The sequence below is a fragment of the Traorella sp. mt218 genome, assembly GCF_055420025.1.
In genome coordinates, this window is record NZ_JBVAYM010000006.1 from 91,399 (window position 1) to 111,659 (window position 20,261).

19 protein-coding genes are annotated in these 20,261 nt (G+C 40.3%); 2 read left to right on the forward strand and 17 right to left on the reverse strand.

What is annotated here, in order from left to right:
- Position 1 precedes the first annotated feature (1 nt).
- From ACZYT3_RS04725 to ACZYT3_RS04795, 15 genes are all read right to left on the reverse strand, one after another.
- The gene (locus ACZYT3_RS04725; RefSeq protein WP_294561010.1) at positions 2 to 304 is read right to left on the reverse strand and encodes a PTS sugar transporter subunit IIB; all 303 of its coding nucleotides are present in this window, start codon (positions 302 to 304) and stop codon (positions 2 to 4) included.
- Positions 305 to 1,402 carry a DUF871 domain-containing protein gene (locus tag ACZYT3_RS04730; RefSeq protein WP_464087861.1) on the reverse strand — a complete coding sequence of 366 codons (1,098 nt, stop codon included), beginning with the start codon at positions 1,400 to 1,402 and terminating at the stop codon, positions 305 to 307.
- Positions 1,399 to 1,845, reverse strand: coding sequence for a DUF3284 domain-containing protein (locus ACZYT3_RS04735; RefSeq protein WP_464087862.1), 447 nt, complete (start codon positions 1,843 to 1,845; stop codon positions 1,399 to 1,401). Before ACZYT3_RS04735 ends, ACZYT3_RS04730 begins: the two co-directional genes overlap by 4 nt.
- A gap of 61 nt (positions 1,846 to 1,906) precedes the next feature.
- Positions 1,907 to 2,128, reverse strand: a complete 222-nt coding sequence (locus tag ACZYT3_RS04740) for a hypothetical protein (RefSeq protein ID WP_464087863.1) — start codon at positions 2,126 to 2,128, stop codon at positions 1,907 to 1,909.
- Between the two features lie 49 nt (positions 2,129 to 2,177).
- Complete coding sequence (locus tag ACZYT3_RS04745; RefSeq protein WP_294561006.1) at positions 2,178 to 3,491, reverse strand: PTS sugar transporter subunit IIC; 1,314 nt, start codon at positions 3,489 to 3,491, stop codon at positions 2,178 to 2,180.
- Positions 3,492 to 3,752: 261 nt separating this feature from the next.
- Entirely contained in the window at positions 3,753 to 4,718 is a 966-nt protein-coding gene (locus ACZYT3_RS04750) for an ABC transporter permease (RefSeq protein ID WP_294561005.1), read from the reverse strand.
- Positions 4,718 to 5,869 (reverse strand): ABC transporter permease, encoded by a 1,152-nt coding sequence (locus ACZYT3_RS04755; protein ID WP_464087864.1) that lies wholly within the window; start codon positions 5,867 to 5,869, stop codon positions 4,718 to 4,720. Before ACZYT3_RS04755 ends, ACZYT3_RS04750 begins: the two co-directional genes overlap by 1 nt.
- Positions 5,866 to 7,398 (reverse strand): ABC transporter ATP-binding protein, encoded by a 1,533-nt coding sequence (locus ACZYT3_RS04760; protein WP_294561003.1) that lies wholly within the window; start codon positions 7,396 to 7,398, stop codon positions 5,866 to 5,868. The genes ACZYT3_RS04755 and ACZYT3_RS04760 overlap by 4 nt, the downstream gene beginning before the upstream one ends.
- 169 nt (positions 7,399 to 7,567) lie before the next feature.
- Positions 7,568 to 8,659, reverse strand: a complete 1,092-nt coding sequence (locus ACZYT3_RS04765; protein WP_464087865.1) for a BMP family lipoprotein — start codon at positions 8,657 to 8,659, stop codon at positions 7,568 to 7,570.
- Between the two features lie 213 nt (positions 8,660 to 8,872).
- On the reverse strand, positions 8,873 to 9,727 hold the full coding sequence (locus tag ACZYT3_RS04770) for an aldo/keto reductase (RefSeq protein WP_464087866.1): 855 nt from the start codon (positions 9,725 to 9,727) through the stop codon (positions 8,873 to 8,875).
- Positions 9,728 to 9,843: 116 nt separating this feature from the next.
- Complete coding sequence (locus ACZYT3_RS04775) at positions 9,844 to 10,680, reverse strand: YjjW family glycine radical enzyme activase (protein WP_294562114.1); 837 nt, start codon at positions 10,678 to 10,680, stop codon at positions 9,844 to 9,846.
- Positions 10,664 to 12,172, reverse strand: a complete 1,509-nt coding sequence (locus tag ACZYT3_RS04780; RefSeq protein WP_294562113.1) for a YjjI family glycine radical enzyme — start codon at positions 12,170 to 12,172, stop codon at positions 10,664 to 10,666. Before ACZYT3_RS04780 ends, ACZYT3_RS04775 begins: the two co-directional genes overlap by 17 nt.
- A gap of 163 nt (positions 12,173 to 12,335) precedes the next feature.
- Complete coding sequence (locus ACZYT3_RS04785) at positions 12,336 to 14,198, reverse strand: ABC transporter ATP-binding protein (protein WP_464087867.1); 1,863 nt, start codon at positions 14,196 to 14,198, stop codon at positions 12,336 to 12,338.
- The gene (locus ACZYT3_RS04790) at positions 14,195 to 15,928 is read right to left on the reverse strand and encodes an ABC transporter ATP-binding protein (protein WP_294562111.1); all 1,734 of its coding nucleotides are present in this window, start codon (positions 15,926 to 15,928) and stop codon (positions 14,195 to 14,197) included. Before ACZYT3_RS04790 ends, ACZYT3_RS04785 begins: the two co-directional genes overlap by 4 nt.
- Positions 15,921 to 16,355, reverse strand: coding sequence for a MarR family winged helix-turn-helix transcriptional regulator (locus ACZYT3_RS04795; RefSeq protein ID WP_464087868.1), 435 nt, complete (start codon positions 16,353 to 16,355; stop codon positions 15,921 to 15,923). Before ACZYT3_RS04795 ends, ACZYT3_RS04790 begins: the two co-directional genes overlap by 8 nt.
- Positions 16,356 to 16,517: 162 nt before the next feature.
- On the opposite strand from ACZYT3_RS04795, the gene pyrR reads away from it, so the two are divergent.
- Both pyrR and ACZYT3_RS04805 read left to right on the forward strand, forming a co-directional pair.
- Entirely contained in the window at positions 16,518 to 17,036 is a 519-nt protein-coding gene (pyrR, locus tag ACZYT3_RS04800) for a bifunctional pyr operon transcriptional regulator/uracil phosphoribosyltransferase PyrR (RefSeq protein WP_294562109.1), read from the forward strand.
- A gap of 1 nt (position 17,037) precedes the next feature.
- Entirely contained in the window at positions 17,038 to 18,057 is a 1,020-nt protein-coding gene (locus ACZYT3_RS04805) for a M42 family metallopeptidase (protein WP_464087869.1), read from the forward strand.
- A gap of 44 nt (positions 18,058 to 18,101) precedes the next feature.
- Here ACZYT3_RS04805 and ptsP read toward each other — a convergent pair whose 3' ends face one another.
- The gene (gene ptsP, locus ACZYT3_RS04810; protein ID WP_464087870.1) at positions 18,102 to 19,808 is read right to left on the reverse strand and encodes a phosphoenolpyruvate--protein phosphotransferase; all 1,707 of its coding nucleotides are present in this window, start codon (positions 19,806 to 19,808) and stop codon (positions 18,102 to 18,104) included.
- Positions 19,809 to 19,871: 63 nt separating this feature from the next.
- On the reverse strand, positions 19,872 to 20,174 hold the full coding sequence (locus tag ACZYT3_RS04815) for an MG284/MPN403 family protein (RefSeq protein WP_294562106.1): 303 nt from the start codon (positions 20,172 to 20,174) through the stop codon (positions 19,872 to 19,874).
- Between the last annotated feature and the right edge of the window lie 87 nt (positions 20,175 to 20,261).

Below are 20,261 nucleotides of genomic sequence, written 5' to 3' on the forward strand. Positions count from 1 at the left end.
ATTAATCTTTAAGAAGAAGGCGCGCCTGCTTCACGATCGCTTCTCCATCCATCCGTCCGTAACTTCTCATTTCAATGGCTTCTACGGGTTTATCAGGAAAGGCATTTTTCATTTCCTTGAGTTGAAATTTTACTTGCGGACCTAATAGGATCACATCCCATGAGCTGCCAAGCATTCTGGCTTCAGAAATGGAATGTGCTTCTACCCGGATCTCATAATTTTCTTTTTCTGCGGCTTTCATCATTTTATCCACCAGCATGCTGGTAGACATACCGGCAGAACATACCAGTAATATTTTACGCATTTATTTTTCCTCTTTTCTAAGTATAAAACGGCTCCATGGACGTACTTCATCCAAAAGGATCAACTCTTGTGGCACAATCGATCCGACCACATTCATCCGTCCATCATTTTCCATGGTCTGTAAAGCAAGATGGACCTCAGCTTTATAGCGGCCGAGCTGATCGTTCATAATGATGACATCTCCGCGATGCACCCATTTCTCAGTATCATGAGGCGGTATCGACTGATCATGATAACGTAACCGAGGCATCGTAGAACGAATCATATAATCACTGATATCACCTCTTGCGATATGTTTAAAATCATAGAGGATCTCTTCTTCCGAAGAAGTATTATCTCTTGCTTTTATATTAAATGTCAGCAAAGCATCAAACGCCTTTTTGGCACATCTCAATTCATCCTCTGAAGCATATGCATTACCAATCACGATATCATCGACCATGTCCATTGCTTTTAAATGTCTGATCTGCAATTCCAAAGGCAGATCACGATGTATTTCAAGCGTGCATAATCCCTCGTTGAAGCAAGGACCAAAGCTACCCGGATTCTGAGAAGTTACAAAGGCCGCTGTTCTAAGCTGATAAGCCCTCATTTTGCTTGTCGCTTCTTTAAAAGACTTGATGCCTAACCCACTATATCTTAACGGATAAAAGTTATGACAGGTCATGAGCTTTTCCTGATTCGGATGAAAGCATAAGACACGATCGATCAGATTATCGAATACAGAAGCATTCAGCTCGATTTTTAAACCTAAAGGATTGTAGGTCATTTCAGCCTCTTCTTTTCCCCCAAAACTTTCATCCATTCGGATACCATCCGCATATATCTCTTTAAAAAAGGAAAGATCCTGATAAGTGATGTGCAACTCCTTAAATTTCTTCGGTGATACATCAAAGATAATTTCAAAGCCTTTTTCCTTCGCATAAGCATTTAAGTCCTTAAATATAGATAAAACTTCAGCCCGTGTACGCACAGATGTGCTCAATAAGCATACAAAGAGCCGTGTAAAGCCATATTTCGCCGCCAGATCAAGATACTCTTTATCCTTTTGAAGGTTATCTGATATTTCCGGATATAAAGATATTCCTAATTTTTTCATATGCTTTCTTCCTTATTGAGAATATGATATTCCATGGCCATCAGCATCCTTTTCATTTTCTTTAAATTAAAATAATAAAGAATAAAGCTCATCACCTTATAATTCCAGACATGAAACTTCTTCGTTGAATCAAAGGTTTCAGTATAAGTCACATGAATATGATCTTCATCAATTTTCTCTATTTTATAACCAACATGACTGATATTGGAATTCAGTTGTATCTTACTTAAACAACATTCAGGTTTTATAAATTCTATGAGTTCTACATGACCCTCCAAATCTTTTCCCGACCTCCTAAAAATCTTTCTGTAACACAACCCTTTTTTTATTTCATTTTTATTTTTAAATTCATCCGAATTCTTAAAGATATCGATCATCAGCGACTGTGTCAGATATTCAAAAAAATCATGCTGAGAAAGATTCATTTCTACACTTGCTTTCATCTGTGTCCTCCATTCCTAACTGCATACTTTTAAATTGTAAATATTTCCCGGGTAATGAATCTCATTCTTCATAACTTACTTGATAATAGAGAGCACTCCCCCACTTGCAAGTCTTTATGACTTTCTCTACCGTTTTCGCAGCCTCGCGCTGATCACCATCTACCTCAAAATACAACTTCATTTTTTCCTGTTTCAGATAATGAAAGGTAAAACCGTCATGGGTAGCACCATTTAATAAACCGATCACATCTTCTCTTTTTAACGGCATTTGTATGAAGATCATCTTTTTCCTTTCTAAAAGAACAGACCTATTTACATAGGTCCGCTTATATTTATTTCTTCGCTGCCCTATTTGCTGCCATTACAAATGGCAGATAGATAATAAATGCAACTACCAGACAGATCAGGGCCGTTAGTGCAGCACCGATCGAACCGTTTGTAGCTAACAAAGCTCCAAATACCGGTGGCGTTGTCCAAGGAACCGTATTCACGATAGGTCCCGCAAATCCCCAAACGGTCGCATAATAACCAATCAGAGTCATGATTGGCTGGGAGATCACAAATGGAATCAGATAAATCGGGTTCAATACGACCGGAAGCCCAAAGAGTACCGGTTCATTGATTTGGAAAATACCGCAGCCAATACCATATTTAGCGACCTCGCGATCCTCTGCCGCTTTTGATACAAGTAAAATCGCCGCTACCAATGCCAAAGTCGCACCTGATCCGCCAAGAAAGACATATGCATCCCATGAGCCACGTACCCATGGAGATAGTTCATTGGCACCCATTCCGACCTTGGTAATTCCTTCCGCAAAATTCTGAATGTTCATCAAACCTAATGTTCCATATACCGGAGCCATCACTGCCTCTAAAAGATTCGCTCCATGAAGGCCAAAGAACCAAAGTAATGGAATCAGCGTAGAGATCAGCAGGATCGACCAAATGCTCTGACTTAATTTCATTAAAGCCGTTTGAATATTCACCTCAAACCACGCAAAGACATTTAAACCCGTAAGCCGTGTAAACATATAATAAACAAGTCCCCATATCAAGAAAGTTAATAATCCCGGAAGTATGCCTGCAAATGCCTTGCTGACAGCCGGCGGTACCGATTCCGGAAGATGAATGACCCATCCCTTATCAACGGCCCACATATAGATCTCAGGAGCTGTCAGGCCAATGATCAATCCTATAAATAAACCTTGTGCCCCCAGATAATGAGTAACATAGCTGGCAACCAGTTCATTATTCCGCACCAATGCTCCACAAACGATAAAACAACCCACAGTCACTAATGCCGTAGATAAAGCATCTTTCCCTTCATATTCAGCACGCTTATACCCTAATGAAAAACATAAGCCTAATGCCATGATGCTTAAAGAGCCTGCATCAATTGCTGAAAAAATCGGTGCGATATTTGCATTGGCCCATACGATAAAGCCACTTTCAGCACCTATAAAATTAGCCAATAACCCCCAAGGAACAAAAAATACATTATTCAATAAAACAGCGATGGCCCCAGCCATGATCAATGGCATCAATGAGGCAAACGCATCCCTGATTGCGCTTAAATGTTTCTGTGAACCAATCCTCGCAGCAATAGGTACAAATTTGTCTTCAATCAATTTGATTAAACCATTCATAATTTATCTCCTTTTCTCTTCCACTATATGCAATTCAATCCTCAGACATGCCATATCCACACAAGACTTCTATATCCATTATACCTTAGATATTCACTTCATCCATATCTTCCCAAAATTCTTTTCCAAGCCTTAAAAAAAACACCACCCAAACGTCTCTTTCAAACGTATTGTATAAATATAATCAATAATAAATGCAATTTTCATTCCATACATGAAAAAAAATCAGGTTTTACCCTGATTTTAGTCGTTTTTAGTCGTTTATCTTTTTCCTGCGTCATATATTTCGCCGCTGGCCTTAGGTGCCATGGAGCGACCACTAAACAATATCAACGCAATGATCGTTATGACATATGGGAAGATCGAATAGAACTCGACAGGCAAGCCCATAAGCATCGGTATGCTTGATGAGAAATAACCCAGGGTCTGTGCAAAACCAAAGAAGATTCCCGCAAACAAGCAGCCCCAAGGATTCCATTGACCAAAGATCAATGTCGCAATTGCCACGAATCCTAAACCATGAACCGTTCCTACATAATAATAGGAAGATGTCGTCATGATCAAAACAGCTCCTGCAAGACCACTTAACGCTCCTGAAATCAATAAGCCCTTCCAACGTGTCTTTACAACATTAACACCCATTGATGCACTGGCTTGCGGATATTCACCACATGATCTTAAACGTAAGCCGAATGGTGTCTTATAAACCAGATACCAGGTCAGCACGACCAAGAAGAACGCAATATAAGTTGTGATATAAGCGTTCTGAAAGAACATCGGACCAATGACCGGAATATCCTTTAAGATTGGAACATTAATTCGCGTAAACGAAGAAGTCATCGCATAATAATCAGATTGCTTCTTACCATCAAAAAGTATCTGACAGAAATAAATCGTCAATCCGCCGGCCAATACATTCAAGGCTGTACCCGAAATTGTCTGATCCGCACGGAAATGAATCGAAGCAACACCATGGATCGCAATAAACAACATACCTGAAATAATTGCGACAAGAAGAGCCAGCCAAGGTGTGATCGTATTTGGAACACCGCCTCGTTCACAGAATATGATCGTACAGCAAGCCACAAAGGCACCGATCTGCATCGTACCATCAACAGCAATATTGACAATACCGCATCTCTCCGAATACAAACCACCTAATGCACCAAGAATCAGAGGAACCGCACTCATAAGTGCCAAAGGAAACATTTGATAAAGCAATTCCATTATACGTTACCTCCTTCCGGTTTTTCTTCAATCTCTTTCTTTTTTATCTTTCTTTCACTAATTTTATCTAAAAGCAATACAATTGCATACTGAATAGCCACCAGATAAATGATGATCGCTTGTATCAGCTCACTGATTTCCTTAGGAATATTGAATAGCTGTAAATTTCCGCTCGCTGCCTTGAATAAACCAAACAGCATACCGGCCAGAAGAACTCCAATACCCGTAGAACCACCTACCAGCGCCACAGAAATACCGTCGAAGCCATAGTTATCGAAAGATGTAAAGATTCGTCCATAACGATAAATTCCAAGAATCAGCAGCGCTCCGGCAATTCCCGTAAGTGCACCTGAAATCATCATCGACATCGTGATATTTCTCTCAACTTTCATACCTGCAAAGCGAGCCGCTTCCTTATTAAAACCGGTAGCACGCAGGCTGTATCCAAAGGTCGTCTTTTCAATCACGAACCAAAATAAGACGACAGCCAGAAGGGCAACGATAAAGCCCCAGTTAAACTGTGAAGTCGAATTAGAAAACACCTGTTTCAATTCAGCGCTTTCCATGATCGCAATCGTACGATCGTTCGTATTCGGATCGATCGGCAAAAAGACTTTTGTAAACCATGCACAGGCATACATACCACAGTAATTCATCATGATACAGATAACGACCTCATTGATACCACGATAAGCCTTTAGAAAGCCCGGCAAGAATCCCCAAAGCGCACCGGCTGCTGCCGCTGCCAGGATACAGGCAATCGGATGAATGATCGGCGGCAATTTAACCAACAATGCGACCGCTGCCGCTGCCGTACTTCCGGCAATGATCTGACCTTCACCACCAATATTGAACAAACCTGTACGATAAGCAAAAGCCACAGATAAACCGGTCATGATGATCGGCACTGCATTTAAGAACCAGTTCAATACATACATGATATTGAAAGAACCAAGATTCTGTAAGTTAAAGCCTGTCATCGAACGAACAAGTGCTGTCAGCAAATCAAATGGACTTCTTCCGGTAAGGATAGTAAGAAGAAAGGCAAATATAAGACCCACAGCAACAGCAATCAATGAAATTGTTAAATGACTATGCTTTTTCTCACCGCTGTCTTTACGTTTTGTTGTAACCTTCAGTTTAGATTTCATACTACTGCCTCCACTCTCTTCAACGAACCAGCCATCATCAGACCCAATACGTTTTCATCTACATCTTTCTGATATACCAAGCCACTCAGCTCTCCATCATGAATAACAGCAATACGATCCGACAGATTCATGATTTCATCAAGTTCAAATGATACTAACAGAACCGCCTTCCCTTTATCTCTTTCTTCAACGATTCGTTTATGAATATACTCAATGGCACCGACATCCAAACCACGCGTCGGCTGAACGACCAGCAGCAAATCACTGGAACGATCAATTTCACGAGCTATGATCGCTTTCTGCTGATTACCACCTGACATGCTTCGCACGATAGTATCCTTACCTTGACCGCTGCGCACATCAAACTGTTCGATCAGCTTATCCGCATATTGATCGATTTCATTTTTCTGCAGGATACCATGCTTAGAAAAAGGTTCACGATCATAATAATGTATGACAAAATTTTCTTTTAACGTAAAATCCAAAACCAATCCATGCTTATGACGATCCTCCGGTACATGTGCCATTCCCGAATCCAATCGTTTCTTGATAGGAAGCTTTAATATATCTTTTCCTTTCAAAATAACTTGACCGCTCTCAGCCTTACATAGACCTGTCAATGCATAAACAAGCTCCGTCTGGCCATTTCCGTCAATACCGGCAAGTCCGACGATTTCACCTGCTCGCACATCCAGGCTGAAATTCTTAACAGCCATCAGGCCTTTCACATTTTTCACACAAAGATCCTTGATCTCCAGAACCTTTTCCTTTGGATGTGCTTCACCCTTTTCAACGGCAAAGCTGACATCACGGCCAACCATCATTCTGGCCATCTCTTCTTCAGAAGTCGTCTTGACATCTATTGTTCCGATACATTTTCCTTTTCTTAAAACCGTACATTTATCTGCTGCTTCTTTGATTTCCTTTAACTTATGTGTAATCAAAAGAATTGTTTTTCCCTCTTTGACAAGATTACGCATGATATGCATCAGTTCATGAATTTCCTGTGGTGTTAAAACCGCCGTCGGTTCATCAAAGATGAGGATATCTGCATTGCGGTACAACATCTTCAAAATTTCCACACGCTGCTGCATCCCTACGGAAATATCACGGATCTTCGCATATGGATCAACATTTAAACCATATAATTCACTCAATTCTTTGACACGGGCCGCAGCCTTTTTCATGTCGATCGTTCCGAATTTTCCCTTCGGTTCAGCTCCTAATATAATATTTTCCGTTACCGTAAAACATTCAACCAGCTTAAAGTGCTGATGAACCATTCCTATACCTAACTGGTTGGCAACATTAGGATCGCTGATCACAACCTCTTTCCCCTTAACTTTGATCGTTCCCGAAGTTGGCTGATACAGACCGAATAAAATTGACATGATCGTCGATTTTCCAGCACCATTTTCACCCAGCAATGCATGCACGGTGTTTTCTTCAACACGCAGCGTTACATTATCATTTGCGCGAATACCCGGAAAATCCTTAGTAATATTCAGCATTTCTATTGCATAGGCCATTCTTTTTTTCCTCCTGCTTTTTTATTATTATATCATTTAATGATATGTATATAAAGAAACTTTTATTTTATTTCTGTCCGATTCGTTAATTTTGAAATGATAATAAAAGACGGCTTGATCATTTTTATCTCTGATCCTGCCGCCTTTTTTATAATACGCTATTCAATGCTTATTCCTGAGAAGTTGCACCTGTAAAGCTGGTATTAGGATTATCTGCGTTTGTAACCGGAGTATCGCTGACAGTAATCTCACCATCAAGAACCTTCTGCTTATACTCTTCTACCGTATTCAGGACTTCTTCTGACAGGTTAGGGTTTTCATCAGGTAATCCGACACCATTATTTGCTAATGAATAAGTGTAGATACCACCTTTGAATGTACCGTCTGCTACTGCTTTACATGCATCATAAGCAGCTGTATCAACACGTTTCATCATAGAAGTCAGAATGACAGACTGAGTCTTATCATCATCATAGAATCCCTGTTCGTACTGATCGCTGTCAACACCGATGACCCATTTCTGGTTTCCGGCCAATGTAGCCTCTTTGGCAGCCTCAATAACACCGTTTCCAACTCCACCAGCAGCATGGAAGATAACTGAACATTCAGCAAACTGCTTTTCAGCCAATGTCTTACCTAAAGCAATGTTATCGAAAGAGTTAGCATTATCGAATAAAACCTTCATGTTTGGATCAACAGCCCAAACACCTGCCTGATATCCGGCATAGAATCTCAGCATTGATGCACTGTCACCACCGGTGATATAACCAACAGTGTCTTCACCTAATTCCTGAGCCTTTAAAGCCGCAACAACACCTACAAGGAATGATCCTTCATGTTCTGTAAAGCCTACCTGCATGACATTCGTATATTTGTCAGCATCCAGCCAGTTAACATCAATAACCAACATCTTCTGGTTTGGATAAGTTTCAGCCATCGTCTGAATAGCTGTATCGAACTTATATCCGGCAGCTACGATCAGATCTGCTTCTTCATCCGCAAATGTTGATAAGTTTGGTACATAATCAGCATCAGCTTTTGATTCGATATACTTCGGAGCTTCAGTATATCCCATTTCATCGTAAAAATCCTGAATTCCCTTGTAACTCGTTTGGTTGAAAGACTTGTCATTGATTCCGCCTGTATCAGTTACGAAACCAACAGAAATTTGATCTGTGTCACCGCCTTCGCCGTTGCCAGTACATGCGACTAAACCAACAGACATCATGGCAGCTAAAGCAACTTTTAATAATTTTTTCATTTGATCCTCCTATAAAAGTTTCCTTTCTATTTGAATAATAACCTTTTTTAGTGTCTTTGTCAATGAATATTAAAGCGTTTACATGTATTTTAATGATATATTTTAGTTTACTTGCATTTTCAGTAACAAATGATTTATAAATCATTTAATTTCAAATCTTTCACTTTCTAAAATAAAAAGGCCTTCTAAAAAAGACCCCTTTTAACAATAATTTTATTTTTGTTCATCAACCGGCGGCACCATTTCCGCATAGCTCTTCAGAAGCTCAGGCGTACTCGTATAATAACGCTTATCCTTATTAAGTGCTGCGATATCAGCCATTTCATCATCATCCAATGCAAAGTCAAACAGATCAAAATTATCACGGATATGATCAGGATTCTTCGAACCCGGAATCACGATATTTCCCTCCTGCAAATGCCAGCGAAGAATGATTTGCGCATTGCTCTTATGATATTTTTTCGCAAGCCTTGTAAATACTTCTTCCTGAAGCAATGCCTTATCACCATGCCCAAGCGGATACCATGCCTGAATCGCAATATCTTCCTTAGATAAGAAATCTTTTAACTCCTTCTCTTGTGAATAAGGATGAATTTCTGTTTGTAAAACAGACGGTTTGATCTCACAAATATTTAAAATTTCCTGAATCTGTTCCTTAGTAAAGTTAGATAACCCGATAGCTCTTACCTTACCCTCTTTATAGGCTTTTTCCATTAAACGATAACTAGCGATATAATTGCCCGCCGGCTGATGAATCAACAGCAAATCAATATAATCGGTATTCAAACGTTCCAATGTTTTTTCGACAGCATCCTCCTGTTCATAAAACGATGGCCATAACTTAGTTTCCAAAAAGATTTCTTTCCGATCGACACCGGATTTCCTCATTCCTCTTCCAACAGCTTTCTCATTAACATAAGCATTGGCCGTATCAATCAAACGATAACCATTTTCCAAAGCACTCACCACTGAAGCTTCGGCTTCATCCGGACTCAAAAGAAATGTACCAATACCCGCCATTGGCATTTCAACACCATTATTTAATTTTATATACATCTGTTTGTTCATCTGCATTTCCTCCTGTACTTACAGTTGAATTATATCCTGAATCATCAAGATTAAGAAGTTTTTCTTAGTTATGATGTATATACCTTATAATAAAAAAGATGGAAAAAATTCCATCTTTAAACGATAATTGTATGAATGGCACCTAATTCAACAGCCTTTTTCTTCAATGCCTCACATTCCTCTTCACTGGCTATATCATGTCCCATTTTCTCAAGGGCATCTTCACGAACACCAAAAGGACGATAGCGAAGCAATTTATAATCACAGCGATCCTGGATGATACGGGCCACATGTGTAACTGTATCTAAATTTTCCTTCGGATATCTCGGCAAGATCACTGTACGGACCTCTTGCAATTTATCTGTTTCCAAAAGATAATGCAAATTCTGTAAGACACGGTCATTCGAATGATCACACAACGCTAAATGAAATTCAGGATCATATGCTTTCACATCCAACATGACACCGTCACAGAGCTCCATCAATGATAAATGTCGGGAAAAGTCGATAGAACCATTTGAATCGATCAGACAGGTCAATCCCATCTTCTTTACTTCCCTGAACAGTTCTTCCAGATATTTCGCATGAAGCATGCATTCACCGCCACTTACCGTAATACCGCGAATAAATGGTTTCATCGGTGCGATCCTTGCCACCAATTCGCTGACCTCCAGATCCTCGATCTTAGGCGAAGCCATCCTCTTGCAGGTATGGATGCATAAATCACACTGGACGCATTTTTGCTTGTCCCACACTACCTTACCTTCCTGGATGCTTAAAGCGTGTACAGGACAGCCTGCGACACAATCCCCGCAATGATTGCAGCTATGGATCGTTTCAGGATTGTGACAATACCAGCACTTAAAAGAACAGCCCTGAAAGAAGATGCTCGTCCGATTACCCGGACCATCAACATTGGAAAAAGGGATGATCTTATTAACGGGCGCTTTCATGTACCCTTCGATCCAGTGCATTTGAATAATCTCTGGCACCCTTGCCAAATACACTTACATTATTCAATGACTGTTTTTTCTTATCCAGCTTTTCAAGCTCGCTCTTCTTCACAAGATAACCCGTCACTCTGACAACATCATTATTTGCCAGATAACCGGAATAATAACGCATACCAGCCGCAAGAGCTCCCTTTATGATATCTACCAGTGCCATCGGCGTCTTTAACCATGTTTCCTCATATTTAAAGATATCACCGATACCTGTCGGGAAATATTTGTGGAATAAGGTCGAATGTGCGATCTGCTTATACATTTCCGGTTCACAGCCGATCGGGATACGGCAGCCCGGAGAATTTTCACGTCCATCACTGTCCAGACCGACCTGTGCATGCAAACGATAACGGTTATTCGTTGATTCACAATATTTAGCTTCTCTTGAATTGACAAATTCTTCGATCTTCTGCACGATCTTGACACCTAACTGATCTGCCTCATCATTATTGCCAAAGCCCTTCTTCGGATCATCAATGCCCAAAAGGTGATTGACACATTCCGCAAGACCGACCATACCGAACATTCCTGTAAAGTTTTCCTGCTTTACAAAGCCTTCGGTAGCTAAGAAATTTGATTTAAAGAATGCACTCTTTTCAACGATGAAACAGATACGGTCATTCATCATGTTCCACATCAGATCACAGTAATAAGGCAATGTCTTATTTAAAAATTCATCAACACTGCCTGCCTTCAGGCTCATTTCATATAAACGCAAGCGTGCAAGCGTATATCCTCCGCCAGCCATGCGAAGTCCGTTATAACAGCTGGCAATCGCATAATCTTCTCCCCATTCGCTGACAAACATACGATGGTTGGCAAAAGACGGTTTGGCTGTCTTCATCATGCATACAGCACATCTTTCCGCAAAATCATCACTTGTCAGGTCAGGATCATATTTCAAGGTCAGATTTGGAATTGCCAATTGCATTTCTTCAGTTAATTCCAAAATCAGACGGCCTGTTACGCTATCCTTCGGACCGATATCGGCATGAACAAAAGAATCTGTCAATGTGCGGTCAATATTCAAAAGAAAAAGACGCAGACATTTCTTTGCTTCTTCTCTTGGAAGCTTCAAAGTGAACGGTTCCAAAAGCGTATCTAATTCTCCCAAAAATACAGGAAAGGATGTTACGGAAGGAACATGACGATACATGATCAGTAAATTATTACAAGCCTCCCATAAATCATTTGGCGGATCAAGCTGAAGAAAAGAGCTTCCTTCATTGATAAATTTCTGATAATCCGGAATGATATAACGAGGGCGATACGGAAGGTTTCCTTCTCCCAAATCACATATGATTCCTTCTTCTTTGGCTTTTACAAGTTCATCTGATAATTTGATCGTATGATCAAAGCTTTCTGCAAGGCGTGCCAAGGCCAGCAGTTGCTGATGATAAGTCAGCGTTTCATCTTCTACGATTTTTAATACTTCTTCCATAAAAAGTACCTCCAAGATAAGTATATATTATTTTTCAAATAAATTCCATTCAAAAGATATATTTTCTTTAATAAATTTATTCTTTTTTAGGAATTATTCTTATTCTATGCATTTTTTCAAAGAAAGAAGCAGTCCTTGCTGCTTCTTATGTCTTCATTTCAAATTATGACAGCTCCGTTATACCTGTACAAAGCTCATAATATTTACCTTTCTGAGCCAGTAATTCTTCGTGGTTGCCACGTTCGATGATCTCACCATGCTCCAATACCAGTATGGCATTTGAATTACGTACCGTAGAAAGTCGGTGGGCAATTACAAAAACGGTTCTTCCCGTCATCAGACGATCCATACCATCCTGAATCAATGCTTCCGTACGCGTATCGATGCTTGAAGTCGCTTCATCAAGGATCAATACCGGCGGATCTGCAATAGCAGCTCTGGCAATTGCCAACAGCTGTCGCTGACCCTGGGAAAGGTTCGCACCGTCACCACTGATAACTGTATCATAGCCTTGAGGCAGGTGCTTAATGAAGGAATGTGCATTTGCCAGCTTAGCAGCAGCTATGACCTCTTCATCTGTCGCATCCAATTTTCCATAACGGATATTTTCTCTGACCGTTGTTGTAAATAAGTGCGTATCCTGCAGCACCATTGCCAACGAGCGGCGCAGATCTTCTTTTCTGATCAGCTTGATATCGATGCCATCATAAGTGATCTGTCCGTGATTGACATCATAGAAGCGGTTGATCAGATTCGTAATCGTTGTCTTACCTGCTCCTGTACTGCCGACAAAAGCAATTTTTTGACCCGGTTTCGCAAACAGATTGATATGTTTCAAAATCACTTTATTTTCTTCATATCCGAATACGACATCATGGAAGCGAACATCTCCCTGTAAAGGAACCAGTTCAAAAGTATCACCATGCGGATGCTTCCATGCCCAATGTCCTGTTCTTTCTTCACATTCAACAAGCTTGCCATTTTCTTCTTTAACATTTACCAATGTTACCTTACCATCATTGACCTCGCTCTTTTCGTCAATCAAAGCAAAGATACGCTCAGCTCCCGCTAATGCTCTAAAGATGGAATTAAACTGCTGTGATAGGTTGGTAATCGGCATTGAGAAGCTTCGTGTGTACTGCAAGAAGCTGGCCAGTGAACCAATGTCCAGCATTCCGTTAATAACCTGGAAGGCACCTAAAGAAGCGATGACGGCATACGTTACATAAGAAAGATTTCCCATGATCGGCATGATGATCGAAGCATACGTATTTGCTTCAATGGCTGCATCACGAAGCTCTTCATTGAGCTTTTCAAAGTCTTCACATACCTTTTCTTCATGATTGAATACTTTTACGACCTTGACGCCTTCAAACATTTCTTCGATATAACCGTTAACACGGCCCATGCTTTTCTGTTGTTTTTGGAAATACTTGCTGCTCAGGCTTCCGAATTTTTTGACGATCAATACCATTAAGAATGACATGGCAATGATAAAGAGCGTCAAAAACGGTGATAAGATCAGCATCATCGTAAAGTTACCGACTATGCTGACTGCACTTGATACCACGGCAGTAAAGCCTTCGCTCATCGCTTCACGTATCGTATCAATATCATTGGTATAACAAGACATGATATCACCATGCTGGTGCGTGTCATAATACTTGATCGGAAGATCCTGCATTTTATTGAAAAGATCCTTACGCATCTCATTTAATGCCCGATTCGACAAATTCATCATGATATATTTATATGCATAACCTGACAATACACCAACGACATAAATGATGACAAGCTGAGTAAGAACAAAGATCAAGCCGTCATAAACACGATTCTCTTTCGCTACACCGATCATTGGTGCAATGTAATCATTGATAATAGGCTTCAAATAATAGTTTCCGGCAACCTGTGCACCACTGCACAAGATGACCAAAATGACAACCAAAAGCAGCTGAAGCTTATTTTTAGCCATATATGACATCACACGCATAAGCGTCTGGAATGGATTATAAGGTTTCTTACTCATTCGCTCACCACTCCTTTCATTTGAGAATGATATACTTCCTGATAGATCGGATTTCTTTCAAGAAGCTCTTCATGTGTTCCAATATCATTAATTCTTCCTTCATCAAACACAAAGATACGATCTGCATCCTGTACAGAAGAAATTCTTTGGGCAATGATGATCGTTGTCATCCCCTTTAAGTTTTCTTTTAATTCTTTACGGATGCTGGCATCTGTTGCCGTATCTACCGCACTCGTTGAATCATCTAAGATCAAGATCTTCGGATGTTTCAGAAGCGCCCTGGCAATACACAGACGCTGTTTCTGTCCACCGGATACATTTGTACCGCCCTGTTCGATATAAGTATCATAACCATCCGGGAAATCCATGATAAAGCTATGCGCATTTGCTACCTTACAGGCTTCGATGCACTGTTCCTTTGTCGCTTCCTGATCGCCCCAACGTAAGTTTTCTAAGATCGTACCGCTGAAAAGCACGTTTTTCTGAAGAACCATGCTGACAGAATTTCTTAAGGTTTCAACCTGGATATCTTTGACATTTCTGCCATCGATCAGTACGCTTCCTTCCGTTACATCATATAAACGCGGAATCAGCTGAACGAAAGTAGACTTACTGGAACCTGTACCGCCAATGATCCCGATCGTTTCTCCTGCTGCGATCTTGACATTGATATTTTCAAGTACCAGTGAATGTACATCATTCTTGTATGAAAAGCTGACATTCTTAAATTCGATGCTTCCATTCTGGATCGGAAAAGCACTGCTTGACTCACTGTCCTTGATATCAATATCCTCATCCAAGACCTCCACGATTCTCTTTAAAGAAGCACTGGAAATAAGTACATTGACAAAGATCATGCTTAACATCATCATTGACATTAAGATCTGATTGATATAAGTAATAAAGCTCATCAGCTCTCCTGTCAGCATTTTGCCATCCATGACCAGTCCGCCTCCGAACCAGAGAATCAGAATCACACACGTATAAGTTGAAAGCTGCATGACCGGCATATTGAAGATAATAATCTTTTCAGCCTTGATGCTTGCCTCCATCAAAGCATCATTACTCAACTTGAATTTTGCCTTTTCATATGCACTTCGTACAAAGGCCTTTACAACACGTATCGCTGTTAAGTTTTCCTGCGTAGAAGCATTCAAGCCATCATATTTATACAGCATCGCTTCAAATCTTGGAAAAGAAAGCTTAACGATCATAAATAAAGCAATTCCCAAAATCGGAACGACCACTAAAAAAATCATCACCAGCTCTGCATTGATGCTGGTAGCTAATATCATAGCTGTAAAAAACATGATCGGGCTTCTGATTGCCATACGATTCAGCATCATGAACATATTTTGAATATTATTGACATCAGCTGTCGAACGGGTCACAAGCGATGCCGTTGAAAAGTGATCGATATTTGAGAAAGAAAATGTCTGAATCTTGTCAAACAAAGCCTTTCTCAGCTGACTGCCGAACCCCATGCCGGCTACAGAACTGAATCTTGAACCAATCGCTCCTGCTATCAGTGAAATCAATGACATGAGCAGCATGATACCACCGATTTTTAATACATAGCTCAGATCTTTGTTGGCTACACCCACATCGACGATCTTAGACATCATAAAAGGAAGCATCATTTCCAACACTGCCTCAGTGATCATGGCCAGCATACATATCAAAGCATACTTCCCATAGCCTTTTAGATAAGGTTTTAATGTTTTAATCATCTTCATTCTCCTTTCTCATCGAAGCATTCAGCTTATCAAGAATATGTGCAAGCCCCTCACATTCCTGATCGCTTAATGCATCAAATATCCTCTCATCCATTTCATCAAATTTTTTCCGGCAAGCCTGTGTTTTCAGATTGCCGCTTTCAGTAATCGTAATCAAGGTACTCCGCTGATCTTTTTCATCTGTTTTTTTCGCCAAATATCCTTTTTTCACAAGGCGTTTGACACTTGTCGCAACACTTGGCGGTGTTACATTCAAAGCCGTGGCTATTTCTCTTTGGGTACAACAGCCTTTGGTTCTGACTGTCTCCAAAATAGGCAGCTGTCCATAAAAAAGGCCCTCGCTTTCCATGATCTTACGAGTTTGCCAGCGGTGCATTCGATTAAACATAGTAATAGATTTCACAATTTCCTTAGGTTCCATAACGCTCCTTTTTTAGTTAACCGATTAAATGTTAATCGATTTATAAATGATACATCTATTATATATTTATGTCAAGCATGTTTGATATAAAGTTTTTCATAATTTTCTATTAATTTTTTAGATCATATGAAGTATAATATCACTATCAAAAAAGGAGTTTTTATGGAAGAGAAAATGATCTTGGATGAAGATGGAATGCGACGCTCTTTGACCCGTATGTCGCATGAAATCATTGAAAGAAATAAAGGTGTTGATAATCTTGTTCTGGTTGGCATCAAAACCAGAGGCGAATATCTGGCTCACCGTATTGCCTCTTTTATTGAAAAGGTGGAAGGTAAAAAGGTGGATGTTTATCCGCTGGATATAAAAGCCTGGCGGGATGATCTGGATAAGAAGCAGCCGCTGCCTGAAATCACTTTTTCGGTTGCCGATAAAAAGGTGGTTCTGGTCGATGATGTTTTGTTTAAAGGACGTACGGTCCGTGCAGCACTTGAAGGTGTCTTGCATTTTGGAAGGGCCAAGGAGGTCCAGCTGGCCGTACTCGTAGATCGCGGTCATCGTGAGCTGCCGATTCGAGCCGATTATGTCGGTAAGAATATTCCCAGCTCGCTGGATGAAAATATAAAAGTACAAATAAAGGAAATTGACGGACAAGATCAGGTCGTCATAGAAAGGAAATAGTATGGATCAGGAAAGATTTAAAAAATTTGCATATCAGCTCTTCGCTATCGATTCCCCAAGTGGATTTACGAAACATGCCATTGATTTTTTAGAAAAAGAAGCGAATGGTTTAGGCTTTGAAACAAGCCGTAATCAAAAAGGAAACTTACATATCTTAGTTACCGGTAAAGACCATGATCATAAAGTCGGTATCAGTGCGCATACAGATACGTTAGGATTAATGGTACGCTCGATCAACGCAGATGGAACCCTTCGTTTCACAAATATCGGCGGTCCATCAATGCCAACGCTGGATGGCGAATATTGCCGTATCATAACTCGCAGCGGTAAAACATATACAGGAACGATCCTCTCCGCAACTCCGGCTGTCCATGTATTTAAAGAAGCAAATACAGCCCCACGTACGACCGATGCCATGGTCGTCAAGATCGATGAAATCGTTAAAAGCAAAAAAGATGTGGAAAAGCTGGGCATTATGAATGGTGATATCATCGCCATTGATCCAAAAACAACGATTACCGAAAGCGGATTTATCAAAAGCCGTTTTCTGGATGATAAAATCAGCGTCTGCATCCTTTTCGAAATTTTAAATTTGATCAAGGAAAATCAAATCGTTCCTGCCCATGATACCTATTTTATAGTTACGACTTATGAAGAAGTCGGTCATGGAGCAGCAAACCTGCCTGAAATATCTGAACTTCTGGCCTGCGACATGGGCTGCATCGGAGCGGATCTTTCATGCAGTGAATATGATGTCAGCATTTGTGCCAAGGATTCCGGAGGACCTTATGATTATGATATGGTCGGACGGCTCATTGAATTGGCAAAAAAAGAAAAATGCCAGTTTGCCGTTGATATCTATCCGTTCTACGGAAGCGATGTCGGTGCTGCATTAAGTGGCGGCAACAATATCAAAGGAGCTCTTATCGGACCGGGGGTTGCGGCAAGCCACGGAATGGAGAGAACCCATATGCAGGCGATCGAATCAGCGGTTAAGCTGATCCTTGCCTATCTTCAATAAGACATAAAAAAAGGTTTGGAAATTTGTTCCAAACCTTTTTTTGACTATTTATTTAATGTATCTTTGATTAACTGTATCACTTCTTCTGAAGTTGCTAATGTAAGTGCCTTATTTGCCAGCTCTTCCATTTCAGATTTCTTTAATGAATTGATCATTTTACGAGCTGGAAGAATGGAAGTAGCACTCATTGAGAACTCATCAAGACCTAATCCCAGAAGTACAGGAGCAGCCATGGCATCTCCGGCCATTTCACCGCACATACCTACCCAGCGTCCATTCTTATGAGCACCATCGATCGTCATCTTGATCAAACGCAACAGTGATGGATTTAATGGCTGATACAGATAAGAAACTTTTTCGCTCATGCGGTCAGCAGCCATTGAATACTGGACTAAGTCATTTGTACCGATAGAGAAGAAGTCTGCCTCTTTGGCAAAGTTATCAGCATTAACCGCAGCAGCAGGAATTTCAACCATCATACCTACTTCTATGCTGTCACTTACTTCAACACCTTCAGCAATCAAATTAGCCTTTTCTTCTTCAAATAAAGCTTTAGCTTCTCTAAATTCATCCAATGTCGCAATCATCGGGAACATGATGCAAAGCTTACCGTATTTAGAAGCACGGATCAAAGCTCTCAACTGTGTCCTGAAGATATCTTTTCTATCTAAGCATAAACGAATAGCACGATAGCCAAGGAACGGATTCATTTCTTCAGGGAATGTGAAATAAGAAAGCTTCTTATCTCCACCAATATCCAATGTACGAACAACGACCTTTTTACCGTTCATTCCTTCAAGAACGGTCTTATAAGCCTCAAACTGTTCATCTTCAGTAGGGAATGCCTGTGAATTCATGTATAAGAATTCTGTACGATACAGACCTACACCTTCACCGCCGTTATTAATGACACCTTCAACATCCTTTGGTGTTCCAATATTTCCTGCAAGCTCAACCTGATGTCCGTCAAGCGTGATCGTATCTGCATGAAGCAATACTTTCAAGGCTTCTTTTTCTTCCTTATAAGCCTTTGCCTTAGCTTCATATTCTTTAACCGTAGCTTCATCAGGATTTACGATTACTTCACCATTTACAGCATCCAGAATCATCAAATCTCCATGCTGGCATGCTTCCATCACACCTGCACAGCCAACAACAGCAGGAATTTCCAAAGAACGTGCCATGATTGCAGAATGACTTGTCCTGCCACCGATAGCTGTCGCAAATCCCTTTGCATGTTCATTCAGCTGGGCGGTATCTGAAGGAGTCAAATCATGAGCAACGATAATAGAATCCTCATCAACCAAAGAAAGATTTGGAATTAAGACACCAAGTAAATTACACTTTAACCTGAAAGTAACATCCTTTACATCAGCCGCTCTTTCTTTGAAATAATCGTTATCCATAGATTCAAACATGGCAATCGTATTTGCGGCCACAGTGTCAGCTGCATATTCAGCATTAACATGATCATTTTCGATCATGGCTTTGATCTGACCTTCAAAATCAGGATCAGAGGCCATCATTAAATGAGCATCAAACACAGCTAATTCTTCATCAGAAAGCTTGCCTTCTGCCTGAGCCTTGATTGCCTCGATATCCGCCTTTGTCTTAGAGAGTGCAGCATTAAACTTTGCAATTTCTGCTGACGGCTCGATTCCTTCCTTTTTTTCGATCGTTACTACCGGTTGTTCAAGCTTGTAAACCCTTGCAATTGCATAACCGGCAGAAGCAGCAATACCTTTTAACATAAATCATCCTCCTATGGTATTATGTAAAATAAGAAAAATTCTACAAGGATATTTTAACACTATTTAGAGCGTTACGCAATCAACAAATGCTTCAACTGCTTCAGATTTTCTTCGATAATAAGTGCTCTTCTTAAAATACTCCTGCCACCATTTTTTATTTCTTTCATTTAAATAATCATTGCGTATGATCCTTTCATATTCAGGCGGCAGCAATTCGACCAGCTGATCGATATATCTTATAAATTCGACACCGCTGTCCAATACATAATTATTCGGCATTTTACGTTTGCCTTCAGCGACCTCCTGCTTGATTTCTTTATACATCTTTGCTATGTAGCACATGATTTCCTCATTTCTATTATCCATTTCTTTCCCTCCTGCTTATTTATATATAGACATATTTCTACATAAAATGCTACATATTTTTTGTCAAGCTTCCAAATTTGTCCGATT